We start from the raw sequence: 20,015 nt of genomic DNA on the forward strand, positions 1-20,015 counted from the left end.
GGAAAATATGATTTCAGTCTGCATGGCGACATACAACGGGGAAGCCTTTATTCGGGAACAGCTTTTGAGCATTCTTTCGCAGCTCTCGCTCAAAGATGAAGTGCTGATAGCCGATGACGGCTCTTCCGATGCGACGCTTGAAATCATCCAGGGTTTGAACGATTCCCGCATCAAGGTTCTTGCGCCTGAACAAAAAAACTTGGGCCCGACCTATAACCTGGAAAGGGCTCTTGCTTCGGCAAGGGGAGAATTCATTTTTCTTGCGGACCAGGACGATTTATGGCTCGAAAATAAAGTTTCCAAGGTTCTTGCGGAATTTGAAAATTTAACGGTTAGCTGCGTTTTGCATGATGCCTACTTTTATGCGCAGAATGCAACGGGAAAGTGGGAACAGGGAAAGCGCCTCTTTGAAGTGCGCCCACCGTGGCATGGAATCTGGGCAAATGTGCTCAAAAACAGCTTTACAGGCTGCTGCATGGCGTTTCGCAGGGAACTCCTCGATTTAGCACTTCCATTCCCTCAGGGTCTTCCGATGCACGATCAGTGGATTGGAATTTGTGCGGAAAAAACAAAAAAGGCACGTTTCTTGAACGAGCCTCTCTTGGAATATCGCCAACATGCGCACAATTCGACCGCCCTTTTAGAACAGAACAAGGCGAGCCTTGCGCAAAAGATTTTATGGCGTCTGAGTCTTCTCCGAATTCTGCTTGGTCGCCATTAAGGATCCCCAGGCGACTTGCACAAAGGCGCCTGCACGCACAAGGTCCGATTGGGCATTCTGGTAATCCGTCAAAAGCTTGTTGAAACCGAAAACGTCGCGTCTTTGCGTTTTTTCAAGGATATTCTGCTTAAAACGGGCAATGACGGCGAGCTTATCGCAAGAAACCGCCAAGGCGTCGATATATGCGGGAACTGCATTCAAAAAGTCTTTTTCGTTGGGGAAGGCTTGCCCTAAATTGTTTTCGATGAACTTCTTTTGGGCAAGGGCCTGATCCTTGACTTCGCCCATAAAGCGTTCGATACGGATAAAGTCTACCTGCGGAAAGATCAGGCTGAACGGCCAGAGTTTTTTCCAATGGAATTTGAACATGGACTCGTGGGCGGCGTTTTTCGCCTTGATCAGCTCTTTTAAGTTTTCGAAAACGGCTTCGGAAAGACTTTTTTGCATTTTTTTCCCTTTTCTTCTTTAGGCGAAAATATACATTATACTTATCAATTCTATTTGAGGAGAATTATAGCGTATGGATTCGAAAAAGATGAAACTCATCTTGGCGGTCTCTGTTGCGGTTAACGTGGCATTGCTCGTCATCATGTTCGCTCTCAAGAGCGGTTATGCAGAACAGGCCCAGGCATCTTACAAGGTGGCTACTAAGGCTTACACGGATCAGGTTGCGAAGACGGTGAAAGCCCAGAACGATTTCATCCAGAAGGGAAATCTGATCTGGCAGCTCACTTTCGAAACGACTGCGCAGAATCTTTCCAAGTCGGCTTTTGACGCTCGCGTCGCAGCTCTCGACGAAGGCAAGCTTTTAAATCCGCAGACATCTGGTGAAGTGACGACCCTTTCTTGTGGTGAAAACTGCAAGGTTTCGTTCACGTTCAAGGGTGGCAAGTTTGTTTCTGTCGACAACCAGGAACTCGTCGCCCTCTCTCCGTCTGCAACATTCAAGGTCGAAGCTCCGGCTCCGTTCTCTTTTAAGGAAAAGTAGGAGGAATTATGGCGTCTAAAGTGAAAGTGTTTACGATTGCATCCTTGGCCTTGAACGTCGCAGTGGCAGGCCTTCTCGTGATGCAGAAGGGTAACTACGTTTCCCAGGCTGAAGAAGCTTACCAGAAAAAGACCAATGCTTATTACAAGCAGGCGACGAACATTGTCGAAGGCCAGAACTCGGTCATTGAAAACAATGCGGTCCTTTGGAATCTTGCTTGCTCAGCCAATATGCAGGTGAAAAACTCCAAGGAATTTGCCATTCTCGAAAAGCGCCTCGCAAACCCGTCGATTTTCTCGAGCAAGGTTCAGGGATCTCCGGACGGTAAGGGCAAACTCCGCACGGTTTCCTGGAACAGCGATTATTACATCGTCGCAAGCTTCGACAAGTCGAACAAGCTCATCGGTGTGAATGTGGATGCTCTTCTCGGCAACGCAGACGCTCCGGCTCTTTCCGATGAACCGGAAGAAGTCGTTGAAACCGATTCCGAACCGGCAGAAGCTGCGGAATAGTTCTTCTTCAAATTTCAAAGCAAAAGGCGGTGCATTGCACCGCCTTTTCTTTGCTTGTGAAATTTTACGCGTCTTTTTCTTTGCTCGAAGAATCCTGCTCGCCTGTGGGAGGCGACTGATTTTCGCTGTTGAACTGACCCTTGGCGTATTTCAATTCGTCTTTGGCTGCCTTCAAATCGTCTTCGCTGATGTCTTCCGGGTTGAAGAGGACGATCTTGTTTCGACCGGTTTGCTTGCCTTCGTAGAGGGCGCGGTCCGCGAGGTTGATACTGTAATCCATGCCCAAGCGTTCGTCGTATTCGGCGACGCCCACGGTAACGGTCACGTGCAAGCTTTGATTGGCAAAGCTGATTTTGGTTTCTTCAATCTTTTTGCGCAGGCGTTCTGCGACAAGTTTTGCACCGCCGAGAGGTGTTTCCGGTAAGAGCGTGAGGAATTCTTCACCGCCCCAGCGAGATACGATGTCTTGCTTGCGCAGGCTTTTCTTCATCGTTTCGGCAACGGTTTTCAGCACCAAGTCGCCGCAGATGTGCCCGTAGTGGTCGTTGATGTCCTTGAACTTGTCAATGTCCACAAAGAGGAACGAGAACTTGCGCTTGGATCTGTCGAAACGGGAAATTTCATAGCTGATCTTTTCGCGGATGTCTCGGCGGTTCGGGAGCTGTGTCAGTTCATCCGTGCGGGAAATCATTTTTAGAAGTTCATTTGCCTTGGCGAGTTCTTCTGTGCGCTTGTAAACTTCCTGTTCCAAGTTAGCCTGGTGCTCGGCGAGTGCGGACATTTTTTCGCGGATAGTCAAGCGCATTTTGTCGAACACGCAAGCGAGTACGTGAATTTCATTGTTCTTGGTGCTCGTGATACCGCTCGATTCTTCGTAATTTCCGTCTGCGATTACAAGCATCTTGTTGATGAGCGCTTGTATCGGGGTTTCGATGCGGTAAAAGATCCAAACTGTTATGATGAGAATTGCGATCAAGGAAATAATGCCGATGTACAAGAAAATCTTGCTGAAGGTTTTTGCGGAGGCTTCCACTTCGATCATCGGCTGAATGGCGAGAACGCCGAGCTTGATTCGCGGATTGTATTCGTAATTGACCAGGTATTCCTCGCCGTCTATCAAAGTGAAGTTCGGTTGGGATGGGGTAAAGTTCTTCGCGTTGAACGATTCCAGTCCCAGATCCTGAGCTCTGGCCTGTCCGTTTACCCATTGGCGAATGTTCGGGTGGTAAACGATCACATCGCTTTCATCGACGATGACAAAGAAACCTTTATTGCCCAACTTATAAGATTCAAAGATTTCCCATAGGCGGCGGAACGAGAACGAGGCCGCGAGAAAGCCGTTGGCTTTTGCTCGGTTTTCGACGAGAACAGCGACAATCTTTTTCGGAGTGTGCTGTTCCCAGAAGAGTGGAGAAATGTAAGGATGCTGCGGTTCTACGGCGTTGAAGTCCTTGAGTTCATGATAAGCGGTATTGACGCGCGCAATTCCGACCATGGAGTTGTCGCTGACCTTTTCATGCTTGGAATTGTAAAGAACAACGTGTTCGCCTGGAATAAAGAGCGGAGCCACATTGTAACCTTTTAAGAATCCGCCGGATTCTGTTGGGTCCTGGTTTTCAATATAGGGAGTTGTTGCCAAAAGGGTAAGGCGTCCCAAGAACAAGTCGTATTGCCCTTCGATGACGGTCATCACCTGATGCAGAGAAAGCTTATTCTGTTCCTGGGCTTCTTTTTTAACAAGATTCAATTGATTGGAAATCATAAAGATAGCGCCGCCGAAAAGTACGACAAAGAACGCAAGCGCAAACGCCATCAAGCTTCGGAAAGCGATGGTGTTTACTAGTGGGATATTACTCTTTATGTTGCCTGTACCTTTTGACATTAGACTAAACCTTTATTTTTTCCGTTTACGTATGATCGTTACAATGAAGCCGGAGAATACGGCGAGAAGGAAAATGATAGCGGTAAAGCCGATTTGCTTATTGGAACCATCTTTTGCTTCTGCTGAATCTATAGTTTTACTCACAGAATCTACAGCGTTGACTTGATGTGTGGTGACTTTTTTCCAAAGCGCGAGGAACTCGTCTAACCGCATGGGAGGAGTCGTATTGGCCGGAGCGTGCAAGATATCGTTGATCTTTTGGTTGTGAGTTAAAAGCGTGCTGTACATTGCTTCTTCGGAATAGAGACCTCCGATGTCGAGATAGCCCCAAATGTCGCTAAAGAGATTGATCAATGCGCCTTCCACAAGCGTCCATTCCGGAATGTTCGGGTAGTTGCGACCGTCTTCTAAGTGATCGATCAAAACCTTATAAGAAGAATCCTTTGCCCACGTATTCAAAACGTCGGTAACAGGCGGAAGGAATCCGATTTGCTTTGTATAAGCGTGCAGGTTGTCGTCGCGAATGAGGAATTTCAAAAGCTTGACTGCATTGGCGTTCTTCGCTTTGGAAGCCGGGATGGCAAGGTTACTTCCACCGATGAAGCAGACGCTGCCCGCCTTGCCAGCCGGAACCGGCATGATGTCGATGCCATCGGCACTGATTGTCGAAGCGGCAAGACCGCCGATGGCGGCTTCATAACGGATTTGCATCACGAGTTCGGCCGTGTTCAGAATGAAACCGAGTTCGCCATTGTTAAAAAGTTGAACGATTTGTGCGGTATTGTGTCGCAAATTCGCCTTATCCACCAGGGAATCCATCACGAAGTTAAGGTAAGCGGCGATGCCTTCAATCGTGTTCGGGTCCAGGAGGTTAGAATGCCAAGCTCCATGATCATCTTTTTTGACAAAGGATCCGCCTGCGGACCAAACCCACGGAGCGAAGTTATGCGGAATGTTCCAGTCGCTCTTGCCCGGGAATGCGAAGGCTCGAATCTTGAATCCGTCTTTGCTCTGCAGGTTAAGATTATTGATCTTCTTTAAGGATTGGTAGAAACCTTCATAGGTTGCCACATCTTTGGCGGTTATGCCGGCTTTTGCCAAAATGGACTTATTCACCATGAGAGCGCGGGCGTCAATGAACCAAGGAATCGAATAGGTCGCAGAATCACCATCCGTACCGGTGGTCTTCCAGCTGACTTTCATAAAACGCTCTGGTTTGATTTCGGGGAGATAGGCATCGAGTTTTGCCAGCTGGCCGCGAGAGGCGAAATAGGAAATCCAGGTAGTGCCGAGCTGCAAAACATCCGGCGCGTTTTGCTTGCCTTCCAAGACGGAGGTGATCAAACTCCAGGCTTCGCCCCAGTCAAGAACTTTCACCTTGGTTTTTAAGCCAGTCTCTTGTTCAAAAAGCGCAAGACGCTGTTCGAGCATTCCCTGCGGGTTTGCTCCGTTTGGCATAATCCAAACTTCAAGTGGTTGGGCTGCAACCAATCCTGCGATAAGCAGTAGCACAGCTAAAAAACGCAAAAAAACTCTTTGAGGCATAGCCATCTCCTGATAATACAAAACGCAAGCAATGTATGATACAAATCTATATGTAATTGCTTGCGTGCGATGCACAAATTCTTGAAATTTAATAAAAAACGGCAACTTCGTCACAAAAAAGTAAGCTTCCAATGTGATGAAACTCTCTTGCGCAATGGGCAAAAAATTATAAAGAATTCTTTGGAAAAGGTGCGAAAAACGATTCCTGCAGCGTTTGAATTTCTCAAAAATCTTTCTACATTGCTCGACAAAAACAACGCGCTGTTTGTAACGAACGTAAGTCCAGTTGCAAAAGGAAATCGTTGTTTTTTTTGTTTTAAAGAGGTAAAAATGACAGCCACACAAAAGAAATATCCGAACGGTTACGTCTATTTGTCGATTATGCTTGGCATGTTGACCGCGTTTACACCGTTCGTTACGGACTTCTACTTGCCGGCGCTTCCGTCTCTTACGGATTACTTTAGCGCGAGCGCTTCGTCGGTCCAGATGAGCCTTACCATGAGCATGCTCGGCCTTGCTTGTGGACAGCTTTTGGTGGGGCCGATCAGCGATAAGTTTGGGCGGAAAAAACTGCTGATCGCTTCGCTTGTCGTTTTTTTGGTGACGACTCTTCTTTGCCTTTTTGCACCGAATATCTGGAGCTTTAATCTGTACCGTCTGTTTCAAGGTATGGCGGGTTCTGGCGGTCTTGTGATTTCTCGTTCGGTGACGACGGACTCTTTTCGCGGAAAACTGCTTTCAAAATTCCTTGCACTTGTGAGTGCGATTAACGGGATTGCCCCTGTGACGGCGCCTGTATTTGGCGGAATCCTTTTGAAGTTTACGAGCTGGAAGGGAACTTTTGTCGCCCTACTTGTGATTGGTGTTGTGCTTCTTGGACTTGCTCTTCGCTTTACAGAAACGCTTGCGGAGCGCCGCCGCTCTCAAAAGTCCTTGCTCTCGACTTTTGCACTTTATGGTAAGGTTTTGAAAAATGGGGAATACGTGCGGAACTTGATGATCTTTGTGACGTCGAGCTTTGTTTTGTTCGCCTATATTTCGGCATCGCCTTTTATTTTTCAGGTAGGATATGGCTTTTCGCCGATGATGTTCAGCTTTGTTTTTGCGCTGAATGCGGTCGGGATTGGTGTTGGCTGTGCGCTTTCGAGTCAGTTTAGCGAGGATTTGAAGGCTCTTCGTTTTGGTGCTGTTTTGCTGGTCATCGCTTCGATTGTTGCGTTCTCGCTCTTGTTTGTCAAGGCGGGACCGATTTGGGTTGAGGCTTCGTTCTTTGTGCTGCTCTTTTCTTTTGGCCTTTTGCAGCCTCCGGCGACGGCGCAGACCTTGCGCACGGAACGCGCGAATGGTGGAACGGCGAGTGCTTTGATGGGAGCGCTTGGCTTTATGATGGGAAGCATCGCGTCGCCGCTTGTGGGCGTTGGGGATACGTTCCAAACGCTTGGAATCGCTTTGCTTGTGGGGAGCGTCGCCGTGCTTTTTTCGACTCTTGTGGCGACTTCTTCGCGGTATAAAAAAGTGACAGCCCCGGTCGTTGCTTAAATCGGTGTTTTTTTGGATACAATCCATTCCTTTCGAATAAAAAAAGTACATTGTAAGGTATGGAAAAAATGCATATCAAATGCCCACATTGTGGAAACGAGATGGATGTTTCGCTTCATGGGAAAAAGAGTTCTCTGGTCGTCTGTGTCTGCGGTCGTTGCAAATCGCCGTTGATTACGATGGAAGGGGAAGTTTTTGAACTCGATCGTGAAGAATTTCACACGCTTCGCAAAAAGTTGACGCGCGTCGTCGATGCATTGCGTGAAAGCGCCGAGATGCATCATGACATTTTCCCGCTGCTGAATAAGGTGCGTGAAGCGGCAGCAGCAAGCGAGCTGGAAGCGCTTCAATCCGCTCCGCATCCCGAACCGCCTTCCGCAGAAAAGAATACGAAAACGGACAAGATTTCGCAGGAAGATTTGGACAATCTCCGCATCGACCTCGAAACCTGTAAAGACGTTTCTGACTTTATCGATCGCCTGTGACCGCGGATTATGCACAGCTGAAAATCGAATATCCGGATCTTCCCGTTGTCAAAAAACGGGCAGAGTTTTTGGAGCTTTTAAAAAAACATCAGGTCGTAATCGTCAAGGCGGACACGGGTTCCGGTAAGTCGACTCAGGTTCCCAAGTTTTTGCTCGAAAGCGGTCTTGCGGCTGGTGGCAGAATCGGTGTGACGGAACCCCGCAGACTTGCGGCGATGTCTATCGCAGACCGTTTGCGTGAAGAATTGAAAGATGAAAATCTTGTTTCGACGCGAATCCGTTTTTTGGAAGAAGGTCCTAAAGACGCTCCGATTAAAGTGATGACGGACGGTATCCTTTTGCAGGAATTCCGCCAGGATCGCCTGTTCAAAATGTATTCCGCAATCATGGTCGACGAAGCGCATGAACGCTCGCTCAACATCGATATTTTGCTCGGCATTTTTAAGGGCGTATTAAAAGAACGCCCGGAGTTTCGATTGGTGATTGCGAGTGCGACCCTTGACGCCAAACTTTTTGAAAAGTTTTATGAAAATTCGGCGGTTCTCGAAGCGGAAGGGCGCATGTACCCGGTCCAAATCATCTTTGCCGATCCGCAAGAGAATTCCTCTAAGAGCAAAGGCGATTCGGGCCTTGTCGAAGAAGCTCGTGATGCGATTCTTGCTTTGGAAGAAGAAGGGAAAGATCACCTGCTCTGTTTTCTTCCCACAGAACGCGACATTCAGGATTTGAGCGCCGAACTGATTCAAAAGCTCGACGATAAAAAGTTTGACGTGCTTTCGCTCTTTGGACGCATGAGTCCTCGGGAACAGAAAAAGGTCTTTCAAAATTCCGGAAAGACGCGCATTGTGCTCGCGACGAATATCGCGGAAACATCTTTGACGATTCCGGGAATTGCGTATGTGGTCGATACGGGAATGGCGCGTGTTTCGCGATACAATCCGCAGACGCGTATCCAAGGACTTCCGGTGGAAAAAATTTCACAGGCGAGCGCCCGTCAACGTACAGGACGTGCGGGTCGCGTCAAACCGGGCGTTTGCGTTCGCCTGTACACAGAAGAAGATTTTAACGACCGCGAAGAATTTACCGAACCGGAAATTCGCCGTTCAAACCTTTCGAATGTGGTGCTGCAACTCCGCAGCCTGAACCTTTCCGTGGAAGATTTCCCGTTCATTCAGCCGCCTCCGAGATCCGCTTTCCGTGGCGCGTACAAGTCGCTGTTTGAACTCGGTGCACTCTCGAGCGTGGAACGCGGTGCGCGAGTGACGCCTTTTGGCGCAGAAATGGCGCACCTGCCGATGGATGTCGCACTTTCTGCCGTCTTGTTAAGGGCGCGGAACGCGGGCGTTTTGCAACCGGCGATTATCGTCTGCTCGGCGCTTTCCATTCAGGATCCAAGGCTTTTCCCGTCGGAAGAACCGATGAAGGAAAAAGCCCGTCGAATGCACAAGGGCATGGGCGGTCACAAGAGCGACTTTTTGACCTTCCTTGCGGAATGGAACGGTTTTTGTAGGGAATGGAACGGTACCACTTGGAATGCGCTTCGCAAGTACTGCGAAAAGCATTTTATGCATTTTTTGCGCTGTCGCGAATGGATCGATCTTTATGAACAATTCTCTCGCATTCTCAAGGTCAAGTTCGGCTCTTATGTTTGTCCGTTTGATTCCTTTCACCGCGATAATTTGCACATTGCCCTTTTGACGGGATTCCTCGGTGGTGTTGCACGCAGGGATCGCGATAATGGTTGCTACCGTCTTGTCGGCGGTCGTGATGCTTACCTTTTCCCGGGAAGCGATCTCGCTGGAAAGTTCCCGGAGTTTGTGCTTTCGGCAGAAGTCCGTGAAACGAGCCGCGTCTTTTTGACGAAAGCTTCGGAGATCATGCCGGAGTGGATCATCAAGGTCGCCAAGGACTTTTGTACTTACCGCTGGTTTGAACCGCGCTGGAATCCGGAACGTGGCTTTGTGGAAGCGGTCGAAGAGGTTTCTTTCCGCGGCATGGTCCTTTCCCGTTCGCACCGCGTTGATTATGGACGCGTGAATCCAGAAGAAGCGGCGCGGATTTTCTTTCTCGAAGCGATCGTCGAAGGGGATATGCCAAGGCCTTTTCCCTTTATGCAGCACAATGAACGCGTTTTGGAAGCGCTGCGTGCGAGCGAAGTGCGTTTGCGACGTTGGGGAATTTGTCCGTCGGATGATCTGCAGGTGGATTATTTGATGGAACGCGCTCCGGGCGTGTTCTCCCTGCAGACGTTAAAAGAATTTATGGCGAAGAATACGGACAAGGCGCTCCGTTATACAGAAGAGGATTGGTTCCACGCTTCGGAAACGGGGATGGAACATTTTGAATCCTTCAAGAACAATCCGGTCATTGCGGCGGCGTACCGTCAAAAGCTTGCCAAGGCGCAAGAAGAGCGCAAGGCGGCGCAACATGGCGGCGTTGTCGAATTTCAGAAAATTCTCGACCGTCAAATTCGATCGGAACTCGTCTTTGATTCAAGTAAAACCTGGGACGGTCTTTCTCTTGAAATCCCGGCGGACTTTTTGCCAAAACTTTCCCCAGCGATTCTTGCCCATGAGCTTTCGAAATGGCGAGCCTGGATGGTGGAAGCGTTCATTCGTGAACTGCCCAAGGGTGACCGTAAAAAGCTCGAACAGAAGAAGGATGACCTGGACGACCGCTTCGTGGATTTTCTCGAAAGGAATCCGCAAAAGTCTCCGCTCATTTCGTTGTACGAAGCCTTTGAAAGCTTTGGAAGTTCCGAAGCTGCGCTTCCGGTTTTGAATCCGCAAAACGAGCATCATCTGATGCTTCATTTGTCTATCACCTCTTCGGAATTTTCCGAAAAATTCCCGTTAGAACTTTCTCCGGAATGGGGCGCCTGCATTTTCTTTGATGCGGTTCGTCCGCTGGTGCAGAAAGCGGCTTTGGCGATGCCTGTGCTTGGCGTTTCTTACGGTTGGAAGCCGCAAGGCGCATTGGCGATGCAGACGGAAGAAGCGGATTTTTGGCAAAGGTTCTATCGCAGAACGCGCTTGGTGAGTCTAGAAGATTCGGCTCTCAAGTCTTTGTTTGAAGCCCGCTTTGCGTTCCTCAATCGCAGGGATGAATCGGGCTGGGCTTTGCGTTCTTTGCTTGCGATGACGGATGCGGAAAAGGAAAAGTTTACCGTCGATTACTTGGACGAAGTGCTTGCGCGGTTCTCCGGAATTGAATTTGCGCGATCACGCAAGGTGCGCTCTTTTGCCGATATTTCGTCCCGGGAAACGACCGCGGAAACGAATTCCCGCGAAGGGCTTTTCCGCTTGGTCTTTGACGCTTCGTATCTCGGCGTGACCGCTTTTGTTCGGGCGTGGGACGCTTTCCGCGAAGCGTTCGTCGGGTTCCGTCGAGGAACAAAGGTCTCGGAAAAACTTCTCCAGTTGGCGTCTCGCCTAGCTGCAGAAGAAAACCTTTACGCTCGTCTGCGGCTAATTTCCGCTTTTGTCTTGCCCGAAAAGGCTTCGGAATGGGGCGAATGGAAAGAGGGGCTTTCGCTTCCGACCGTCAAGAATCTGCGCGAAAAATTTTCCTCGTATTTTGCTGGCCGCTTTTTGAAGGATCATGAGTTGAAAAATGCTCGGGACACGCTCTCGCTCGCCGAAAAGGTGCGCTCGGATGCGGATTCCTTTGATGCGATCGTTTCGCTCCAGATTCTGCTTGAAAACTTTGAACTTTTGCGTTATAAACGCTCCTTCCTTGCCCAGGCTCCCGAAGAAAAGGTCGAAAGGGACGATCTCTTGAAACTTCGGGCACGATTCAAGAGTCGCTGAGATCCAAATTTTCTAATTTGGAAACGATGCGCTTTTTACTCTTACCGACCCTTTTGTTGACGATGGGCCTTGTCGCGTGCAAGGTTTCAGGTTCGGCTTCGGACCCGACTCTTGCCCGTGTGGAAAATTCGGAATTGAAATTGTCCGAAATGCAGGCAGAAGGAGTCTGGGACTCCCTTTCGATCGAAGAGCGGACTAGCCGAGTGGATCATTGGATTTCCCGTGAATCGGTTTATGAACGTGCTTTGGAAGACCGGGTGGACGAACGTCCTGAAATCAAGCGCCTGATTGAAGATGCCAAGAAGAAGATCATTCTGGGAGCTTACTTTGCTCAGGTGACGGATACGATTTCGGTTTCGGAAATGGAAGTCGCCGCTTATTACGATGCGCATCCTGAAAATTTTGCTTTGGAATCGGATGTTTACGACCTTGCCGTGGTGACGTACATGAGCGGAACGACGGCCTGGCAGTACTACGGTCCGGCGACGCGCAAGGTGATTACGCAAGCACCTTCCAAGAGCTGGCTTGTGCGCGAAGTGGAAACCTTTGATTCGGTGACGGTTGCACCGTTTGACTGCCCGAGTGTAGAACTCGGAACGCTTGCGGTCGGGAAAATTTCTCCGCCGAAGACCTGTGGAAAGCATTTGAAGAGCGTGATCGTGCTTGCTAAGCAGGATTCCGGCTCAGTGCGACCTTTTACGGATGTGGCGGAGCTTGCACAGGTTCTTGCCGCAAACAGCAAGCGCAAGGAATTTATCGCGAACTTTAAGGATGATATCAAGAAGCGTCAGGCGATTTTCGTCTACCCGGAAGAAATTGCCAAATCCGCGACCCATTGAGAATGCTTATGAAGAAATCAAATTTAATCGCTCTCGTTTTGTGGACTGCAAGTTCTCTCTTCGCAGCTCCGGAACTTTTTGAATCCATCGCCGCGATTGTCGATGGCAAGCCGATCATGCGTTCCGAAGTGATGGAAAACCTCTATCAGTTCCAGAATACGGCAGAAGCCTCGGAAAAATCGGAAAAGGAACAGATTGCGTTTGTGCTCGACCGCCTGATTGACGACAAGGTTCTGCTTTCGCGCGTGGACCGCGACTCGATTCGGATTACCGACGACGAAGTCGATCTGCGTGTGACGCAACATTTGCAGAATCTCGCGGCGCGTCAGAATATTAGCATGGAAATCCTCGAACGCGCGATCCGTGCACAGCTCGGCATGAGCATGGTGCAGTACCGGGAAAACCTCGCAAAACAGGTTCGGGAACAGATGACGATTGGCCGTATCCGCCAGCGTTACGTCGGTGGAATCAAACCGACCCGCAAGGAAGTCGCTGAATTCTACGAACATTACAAGGATTCCATTCCTCGTCAGTACAACTGCATGCGCCTTGCGCATATCGCTTTGAAAATCGAACCGAGCCCGATGATTGTGGACTCGGTCAAGAAGATCGCTGAATCGCTAATCGATTCCTTGGATCACGGCATGAGCTGGGAAATTCTCGCCAAGAATCATTCGCAGGATTCTACAGCGGCCAAGGGCGGTGATATCGGCTACTTCCAAAAAGGTCTTTTGGATCCGGTTTACGAACGTGCCATCAAGACGGTTGATAACGGTGCCTATACGCCGAAGCCTGTAAAGACAGAGGGCGGTTGGACGATTATCCGCGTCATCGGTCGCAAGGAAGATGGCGTTCGCACGGCGAAGATTTTTTTGCAGACCATTCCTACGGCAGAAGATACCGCTCGCGTGATGAAGCTTGCGGACTCTCTACGTACCTCTTTGACGACGGATACGCTCTTTGCGGAAGCGGCGAAAAAGTTCAGTTCCGATAAGGAAACGAACTTTAACGGAGGTCGCCTCGGTTGGCTTGAAAAGACGGACGTGGACTCGACGTTCGCTCCGATCGTTTCGAATCTTTCGGTCGGTGAAATTTCGGAACCGTTCCCGGCTGGGGATGCTTTGCACCTGATCCGTATGGATGATATGAAGCAGGTCCGCGATTACAATCTCGACGAAGATTACATGAAAGTGGAAATGTTTGCGATTAACTACATGGAAGATCAAAAACTGCGCGAATTCGTCAAGAAGTGGCGTGAAGAAGTGCATATCGAAATTCGCATGAAGGAATAATTCCGCATGATCCAATTCTTGCATGTGACGAAGACTTACGAGGACAACTGGAAAGCCCTTTGCGATGTCACGCTTCGCATCAACCAAGGTGAATTCGTCTTTTTGACGGGTCACAGCGGTGCAGGAAAATCGACGCTTCTCAAGTTAATTTATATGGACGAACGCCCTGATGAATTCCATGGTGGCGAAGTCATGGTGCAGTTCAATAAAGACCTTGTTTTCGATACGAAAACCGCTACGGAAAAACAGGTCCAGGAACTTCGCCGTCACATGGGAATCGTCTTTCAAGACTTTAAGCTTTTGCCGGACCGCAACGTTTTTGAAAATGTAGCGCTTGCTCTCCGCATTACGGGAACTCCTGAAAAACAGTTGAATTCAAGAGTCTTTGACGCGCTCGCTCTCGTGGGAATTTCCCAAAAGAGGCTCGCTATGCCGTACACGCTTTCGGGCGGTGAACAGCAACGCGTGGCAATCGCTCGCGCCATGGTGCACAATCCGTACCTGATTCTTGCGGACGAACCGACGGGTAATCTCGATCCGGAAAATGCAAATGAAGTCTTCAGGATTTTCAAGGAAATCAACGCTCGCGGTACAACGGTTTTGATGGCGACGCACAACCCGGACTTTTACATGAACAGTCCGTTTCGGCGCTTGACGCTTTCGCATGGCGTTCTTCAGAATCGAGACATCCTTTAATGCTTTCATGAATCTAGCTGGTATAGAATATCTGCATTCCCTAGCGCCTCTTGGAATGACAGGTGATTTAAAAAACATGGAGCGCCTGCTCGAGTTTTTGGAACATCCCGAAAAAAAGTTCCGCACGATTCATGTGGTGGGAACGGATGGAAAAGGCTCGACCTCTTTTTACTTGGCAAATATTTTGACAGCCCACGGCGTTTCTGCGGGGCTTTATACAAGTCCGCATTTGGTGAACGTTCGGGAACGTATCCGCATGGATAATCTTCCGATTGCGGAAGAGGATTTTGACCGTTTGCTGTTGCAGGTAAAGTCTGCGGCAGAAAAAAACGATACGCATGTGTCTTTTTTTGAAGCGGTGACGCTTGTCTGTTTTCTGTATTTTGCAGAAAAGCGTGTCGGCGCGGCGGTTGTGGAAGCGGGTCTCGGCGGTCGCTTGGATTCGACGCGAACGGCTTGCGGTGAACTGGCCGTGCTGACGAGCATCGGTTTAGAGCATACGGAATGGCTCGGCTGTACGGAATCTGCGATTCTCCATGAAAAGCTCGGTGTACTTTCTCCTCGGGCGAAAATGTTTATCGGAGGCATCAGCGATGTATTGGTGCAGGATGCGGAAGAATTTGTGAAGGGCATACCGGCAACGGTCGAAAAGCCGAGCGTACTTAAAGATTTGCAGGTGCCGAATCCAGGTCGCCATTACATAGAAAACGCATCTCTTTCCCTCGCTGCAGCCAGAAGTTTTTTGGGCGAAAAGTTTTCAGAGAAAACGGCTCGGGAAGCGCTCCAAAAGTCCCTATGGATCGGGCGTATGCATAAGCTTTTGGATGCGAACGGAAAGTTCTGTTGGCTACTCGATGGCGCTCACAATCCGCATGCGGTCAAACGCCTTGCAGAAGCCTTGGATGCCTATTACCCAAATCAAAAGTTTCCCTGCATTTTCGGCGCTTTAAAGGATAAGGCGATTGACGAAATGATTCCGATGCTGGTTCCCCATGTTTCGACGTGGCACGTGACGCGGACCCCTTACGAACGCTTCCGCGAAATCGAGGATGTGGCTCTGGAACTCAAGTCCTTGGGCTGCTCCGTAGGAACTTCTGCACCAATGTCCAAGGCTTTTTTGGAAAAGGTCCAGGCAGAATCGAATGCGCCTGTGCTTGTGACCGGTTCCTTGTATATGATCGGCGAAACGATCGATCTTTTGAAAAACGATTTTGAAGATTTGAAGTTCTTTCGTGGCTTCTCGAAGTCCGAAAGTGAAAAACATTAAGGAAATGCTGTATGTATTTGATCGTCGGACTTGGAAATCCCGGAAACCAGTATGAAAATACGCATCACAATGCGGGCTTTATGGCTGTAGAAATGCTTGCCGATCCGGGCAAAAGCTGGAAGTCGGAATACAAGGCTTTGACGCAAAAAGTGACGGTTGGCGGGGAAGAAGTTCTGCTTGCGAAACCGCAGACGTATATGAACCTCTCCGGCGAAGCGGTTCAGGCCTTGATGACCTGGTACAAGGTAAAGCCGTCTCAGCTGCTTGTGTTTTCGGACGATATCAATTTGGATGTGGGCCGTATCCGTGTACGTGCAAACGGGAGCCACGGCGGTCAGAACGGGCTTCGTAATATTATTGAGCATGTGGGCGACCAGTTCGCACGTGTGCGCTTTGGCGTAGGAAAATGCCCTCCCAAGTGGGATCTTTCGAACTGGGTGCTTGCCAAGTTCCCGCCGGAAGACCGTCCTGTCTTTGACGAGGCGATTGGAAAAGTTCCTGCTTTGGTGGAATGTTATTTCAAGAACGGAATCGCCAAGTGCATGGAACGTTATAACGGCAAATAAGGCCTGATATTCCAACTTAAAACAACATTTTTTTTCTCGGTCGAGGTCCTTTTCCGGTAAAAGGATGTATCTCTTTATATAGAGGGAATCATACAATCTTTTGAGGAGGTTCTTCGATGGAAATTTACAAGTTGATCGACGATGTAAACGGTTATTTCGTCTTTGAAAAAGGACAGAACATGGTCCTTGTCGATACAGGTTCGCCGTTCTCTTTTCACTGTGGCTCGGAACCTCTTTCGATCTGTTACACAACCTGTGTGACGGGAAACGATGGCGATATTTCCGAAATGTCGCAGCGTTTGCACAACGTGATTGAAAAGGATGCGAAACTCGCGCCGCTTCGCACGCTCATCGAAGGCTTTAGCTTGGAAAATTTGAACGGACTTTTCCGCTCGCGTCACGGTCAGGCCTTGGCAAAAACGCTCGGGCTGAATATTGAAGCGCTTAAGGCGGCGCATGACGGTGATGCGAAAATGACCGCCAAGGTTTTGGGCATCGATTTCGATGCGATTTCAAAACACGTCGGCGTTCCGATTACCACGATTCTCGGCACGGATTGCCTTTCTAAATTCAAAATCGTGATTGACAAAATCCGGAACCAGATTATGTTCGACACGGAAGAAATTCCGTTTGAAGGATCTTCGATTGCAACAGTAAAGCTTGGCGACTGTATGGGCATTGAAGTCAAGTTGAACGGGGTGCCGCGCAAAGTTTTGCTCGATACGGGCATCACATCCTCTTATGCGGATAAGGTTTGGCTTGATGGCTGTGCGGATAAGGGACGCCGTATCGATTATCATCCTTTGGCGGATTATTACACGGTTCCTGTGTTCCGCGCGTTGACAGAATTCGGTGGACGGAATTACCAGGTGAAATACGGGGTGATGCCCGATATTTTGAAGACGAAGATCATGGAAGTGACGGGGCTTCCCAAAGAGGCTGTGCTGGGTGTACTCGGAGCGTCGATTTTAGAAGATCGCCGTTTTTACATCGATTTCAGCACGGATACCTTCTGCGTGGGACCTTTCTAAAATAGCGTCTTTTTCTATATTTGGGGTGCTGAACCGGCGGACAGTTCGAAAACCTCCTGTCATAAAACAAAACTAGGTACCCTATGTATAGAATTTCTAAGCGCTTTGAAATTTCCGGCGCGCACCGACTACAGCTTTCATACGAAAGCAAGTGCCAAGAGCTCCACGGTCATAATTGGATTATCACCGTTTTTTGCCAATCAAAAACGTTGAATGCCGAAGGCATGGTCGTGGATTTTTCGCATGTGAAAAATGCGATCCAGGAAAAGCTCGATCACAAGTATTTGAATGAAGTGGTGGATTTTAATCCGACCGCGGAAAATATGGCCAAATGGATCTGTGATCAGATTCCGAAATGCTATAAGGTTTCCGTTCAGGAAAGCGAAGGCAATGTGGCAGAATACGCTGTCGACGGTTAGCGATGAAAGTCTCTGAAATTTTCTTGAGCATCGAAGGCGAGGGCATTCGAACGGGTGCGCCTGCCGTTTTTGTACGCCTTTTCGGTTGCAATCTCCATTGTGCCTATTGTGATTCCCTGTATGCGATAGAAGGCTCGGATTTTGTGGAAATGTCGCCTGTCGAAATCTTTGAAAAGGTGCAGTCATTTCGTACAAAGTATGTAACGCTCACCGGTGGGGAACCGCTGATCCATGCGGATGTTCAAACGCTTTTGAAACTGTTGGACGACGCCGGTTTTGAAGTCAATATTGAAACGAACGGAACGCGCCCAAGTCCTGTCGGATACAAGAACGCTTTTTGCACCATGGATTGGAAAATTTCAAGCAGCGGCATGCGGAATGAAAAAAATTTGCAAAACCTTTTGACTCTTGAGGCTCGGGATGTGCTCAAGTTTGTCGTCGGAACGCCTGAGGATTTAGAGGATGCAGTGCATATTGTGGAAATTTTGGAAAAGGAATTCGCTAAGGAAAAACGCCCGCTTCCGGTGCTTTACGTTTCCCCGATTTTTGGATCGATGCCGTACGAGGAAATGGTGAACTGGATTCTTGCAAACGAGGTCTTGCGGCGAAATTCTACCCGCTTTCAGGTCCAGTTGCATAAAATCATCTGGGATCCCCTGGCCCGAGGCGTTTGAAATATGAAAAAAGCCTTTAGGAAGTAAAAATCCCAGTTGGCTGAACACACAAAATTTTCTATCTTTTTTACGCAAAAAGAGGTACTTATGAAACTTTTGCCTGAAGCTCTGACGTTTGATGACGTTCTGCTTGTCCCTGCTGAATCCTCCGTTTTGCCGGCTGAGACCGACGTGAGCACCCAGCTTGCTCCGAATATTAAACTTAATATTCCTATTATCAGCGCCGCCATGGACACGGTGACTACCGCGCCGCTCGCGATTTCTCTTGCATTGCAGGGCGGTCTTGGTATCATTCACAAGAACATGTCCGTTGAAGCCCAGGCCGAAGAAGTCCGCAAGGTCAAGCGGTGGCAGTCCGGTATTGTGACGAACCCGGTGACCCTCGATGCAGACCAGCCTGTTTCCGCAGCTTTTGAACTCCGCGCCCGTAACAAGGTGAGCGGATTCCCGATCCTTTCCAAGGGTAAGCTCGTGGGTATGCTCACCAGCCGTGACCTCCGCACGGTGAGCGACATGAATGTGAAGATTCGTACGATCATGACCAAGAATCCGGTGACGGCAAGCCCCAAGGTGAGCCTTGCCAAAGCGAAGGAAATCCTCGCTGAAAAGCGTATCGAAAAGCTCCCACTGGTGGATGCTTCCGGTGCCTTGAAGGGCTTGATTACCATGACGGACATCTTGAAGCGCGAAAACAACCCGAATGCGAGCCTCGACAAAAACGGCCAGTTGCTGGTGGGTGCCGCTGTCAGTACTTCTGCAAATACCCTTGAACGCGTGGCAGCCCTTGTTGAAGCGGGCGTCGACTTGTTAATTATTGATACGGCTCACGGCCACCACATCGGAGTGCGCAACATGGTGAAGACCGTTCGCAAGAAGTACCCGAAGCTCACCATTTGCGCCGGTAACGTCTGCACGCCTGAAGCGGTTGCGGAACTTGCCAAGTGCGGTGCCAATATCGTCAAAGTGGGTATCGGTCCTGGCTCTATCTGCACCACCCGTATCGTGGCCGGTGTGGGTTATCCGCAGTTCTCCGCTGTGATGGAATGCGGCAAGATGGCTCGCAAGGTGGGCGTGAAGATTATCGCCGACGGTGGCCTCAAGTTCTCTGGCGACATTGTGAAGGCTCTCGCTGCCGGTGGTCACGCCGTGATGGTGGGCTCGCTTTTTGCTGGTACCGAAGAAGCTCCGGGTGAAGTAATCTTGGCTGATGGCCGTAGTTACAAGAGCTATCGCGGTATGGGTTCTCTCGCTGCCATGAAGGCCGGCTCTGCAGACCGTTACTTCCAGGGTGGTGTTCAGGAACCGCGCAAGTTCGTTCCGGAAGGCATCGAAGGCCGTGTTCCGTATAAGGGACCTCTCCGCGACACCGTTTACCAGCTTATCGGAGGTATTCACTCCGCAATGGGTTATGCGGGTGCTGCAAACCTCGAAGAACTTTACAAAAAGGCAACGTTTGTGCGCATTACGGGCGCAGGCCTTCGCGAATCGCATCCGCATGATGTAACGATTACGAAGGAAGCTCCGAACTACCGCACGGGCGACTAATCTTTCTTAAAAAAACTGAAAACGGCAAGCGATCTGCTTGCTGTTTTTATATGCATTCAAAATTGTCGGCTAAGTCGGTGGGAGTCTTTCGTAATTTCCGGTTTGGATTGAATGATCTACATTGTTGATAGACATTTTTTAAGCTTTGGCTCTTGTTCTCCGCTCTGAAATATGACCAAAATTTTCAATCGGGAGAATGAAACAG

Annotated in this window: 18 protein-coding genes; 15 read left to right on the plus strand and 3 right to left on the minus strand. The window is 49.3% G+C overall.

The features are described 5' to 3' along the window. The first annotated feature begins 7 nt into the window (after nucleotides 1–7). Nucleotides 8–721, plus strand: coding sequence for a glycosyltransferase (locus BGX16_RS09965; RefSeq protein WP_100425890.1), 714 nt, complete (start codon nucleotides 8–10; stop codon nucleotides 719–721). Here the strand turns inward: BGX16_RS09965 and BGX16_RS09970 are convergent. Beyond that, nucleotides 677–1,168: a hypothetical protein gene (locus tag BGX16_RS09970; RefSeq protein WP_100425891.1), complete on the minus strand. Its 492-nt coding sequence runs from the start codon at nucleotides 1,166–1,168 to the stop codon at nucleotides 677–679. The two genes, BGX16_RS09965 and BGX16_RS09970, sit on opposite strands and share 45 nt — an antisense overlap. 73 nt (nucleotides 1,169–1,241) lie before the next feature. Here BGX16_RS09970 and BGX16_RS09975 point away from each other — a divergent pair, with 73 nt between their 5' ends. After that, the gene (locus BGX16_RS09975) at nucleotides 1,242–1,709 is read left to right on the plus strand and encodes a hypothetical protein (protein ID WP_100425892.1); all 468 of its coding nucleotides are present in this window, start codon (nucleotides 1,242–1,244) and stop codon (nucleotides 1,707–1,709) included. Nucleotides 1,710–1,717: 8 nt separating this feature from the next. Next, on the plus strand, nucleotides 1,718–2,221 hold the full coding sequence (locus BGX16_RS09980) for a hypothetical protein (protein ID WP_100425893.1): 504 nt from the start codon (nucleotides 1,718–1,720) through the stop codon (nucleotides 2,219–2,221). A gap of 64 nt (nucleotides 2,222–2,285) precedes the next feature. Here BGX16_RS09980 and BGX16_RS09985 read toward each other — a convergent pair whose 3' ends face one another. Both BGX16_RS09985 and BGX16_RS09990 read right to left on the minus strand, forming a co-directional pair. Further along, nucleotides 2,286–4,034, minus strand: a complete 1,749-nt coding sequence (locus BGX16_RS09985) for a sensor domain-containing diguanylate cyclase (RefSeq protein WP_157797979.1) — start codon at nucleotides 4,032–4,034, stop codon at nucleotides 2,286–2,288. 81 nt (nucleotides 4,035–4,115) lie between these two features. Beyond that, complete coding sequence (locus BGX16_RS09990) at nucleotides 4,116–5,648, minus strand: extracellular solute-binding protein (protein ID WP_157797980.1); 1,533 nt, start codon at nucleotides 5,646–5,648, stop codon at nucleotides 4,116–4,118. A 330-nt stretch (nucleotides 5,649–5,978) separates the two neighbouring features. Here BGX16_RS09990 and BGX16_RS09995 point away from each other — a divergent pair, with 330 nt between their 5' ends. The 12 genes from BGX16_RS09995 to guaB all read left to right on the plus strand — a co-directional run bounded on the left by BGX16_RS09995 (nucleotide 5,979) and on the right by guaB (nucleotide 19,810). After that, a complete protein-coding gene (locus BGX16_RS09995) occupies nucleotides 5,979–7,187 on the plus strand; it encodes a multidrug effflux MFS transporter (RefSeq protein WP_157797981.1) in 1,209 nt (402 codons plus the stop codon). A gap of 101 nt (nucleotides 7,188–7,288) precedes the next feature. Further along, nucleotides 7,289–7,672: a hypothetical protein gene (locus BGX16_RS10000; protein ID WP_100425897.1), complete on the plus strand. Its 384-nt coding sequence runs from the start codon at nucleotides 7,289–7,291 to the stop codon at nucleotides 7,670–7,672. Beyond that, on the plus strand, nucleotides 7,669–11,481 hold the full coding sequence (hrpA, locus tag BGX16_RS10005; RefSeq protein WP_241899527.1) for an ATP-dependent RNA helicase HrpA: 3,813 nt from the start codon (nucleotides 7,669–7,671) through the stop codon (nucleotides 11,479–11,481). Before BGX16_RS10000 ends, hrpA begins: the two co-directional genes overlap by 4 nt. A 26-nt stretch (nucleotides 11,482–11,507) precedes the next feature. Next, nucleotides 11,508–12,320 (plus strand): hypothetical protein, encoded by an 813-nt coding sequence (locus BGX16_RS10010; protein WP_100425898.1) that lies wholly within the window; start codon nucleotides 11,508–11,510, stop codon nucleotides 12,318–12,320. 8 nt (nucleotides 12,321–12,328) lie between these two features. Beyond that, nucleotides 12,329–13,612 (plus strand): peptidylprolyl isomerase, encoded by a 1,284-nt coding sequence (locus BGX16_RS10015; protein ID WP_100426829.1) that lies wholly within the window; start codon nucleotides 12,329–12,331, stop codon nucleotides 13,610–13,612. 6 nt (nucleotides 13,613–13,618) lie between these two features. Beyond that, complete coding sequence (ftsE, locus tag BGX16_RS10020) at nucleotides 13,619–14,308, plus strand: cell division ATP-binding protein FtsE (protein WP_100425899.1); 690 nt, start codon at nucleotides 13,619–13,621, stop codon at nucleotides 14,306–14,308. Between the two features lie 55 nt (nucleotides 14,309–14,363). Continuing rightward, nucleotides 14,364–15,575, plus strand: a complete 1,212-nt coding sequence (locus BGX16_RS10025; protein ID WP_241899528.1) for a bifunctional folylpolyglutamate synthase/dihydrofolate synthase — start codon at nucleotides 14,364–14,366, stop codon at nucleotides 15,573–15,575. Nucleotides 15,576–15,586: 11 nt separating this feature from the next. Next, on the plus strand, nucleotides 15,587–16,141 hold the full coding sequence (gene pth / locus BGX16_RS10030) for an aminoacyl-tRNA hydrolase (protein ID WP_100425901.1): 555 nt from the start codon (nucleotides 15,587–15,589) through the stop codon (nucleotides 16,139–16,141). A 116-nt stretch (nucleotides 16,142–16,257) separates the two neighbouring features. Continuing rightward, nucleotides 16,258–17,172, plus strand: a complete 915-nt coding sequence (locus tag BGX16_RS10035) for a hypothetical protein (RefSeq protein ID WP_100425902.1) — start codon at nucleotides 16,258–16,260, stop codon at nucleotides 17,170–17,172. Between the two features lie 83 nt (nucleotides 17,173–17,255). Then, nucleotides 17,256–17,591, plus strand: coding sequence for a 6-carboxytetrahydropterin synthase QueD (gene queD, locus BGX16_RS10040; protein WP_100425903.1), 336 nt, complete (start codon nucleotides 17,256–17,258; stop codon nucleotides 17,589–17,591). Nucleotides 17,592–17,593: 2 nt separating this feature from the next. Next, nucleotides 17,594–18,265 carry a 7-carboxy-7-deazaguanine synthase QueE gene (locus BGX16_RS10045; protein WP_100425904.1) on the plus strand — a complete coding sequence of 224 codons (672 nt, stop codon included), beginning with the start codon at nucleotides 17,594–17,596 and terminating at the stop codon, nucleotides 18,263–18,265. A gap of 87 nt (nucleotides 18,266–18,352) precedes the next feature. Continuing rightward, complete coding sequence (gene guaB / locus BGX16_RS10050; protein ID WP_100425905.1) at nucleotides 18,353–19,810, plus strand: IMP dehydrogenase; 1,458 nt, start codon at nucleotides 18,353–18,355, stop codon at nucleotides 19,808–19,810. Nucleotides 19,811–20,015: the final 205 nt, after the last annotated feature.

It is taken from the genome of Hallerella succinigenes, from assembly GCF_002797675.1.
Taxonomy (GTDB): Bacteria; Fibrobacterota; Fibrobacteria; order Fibrobacterales; family Fibrobacteraceae; genus Hallerella; species Hallerella succinigenes.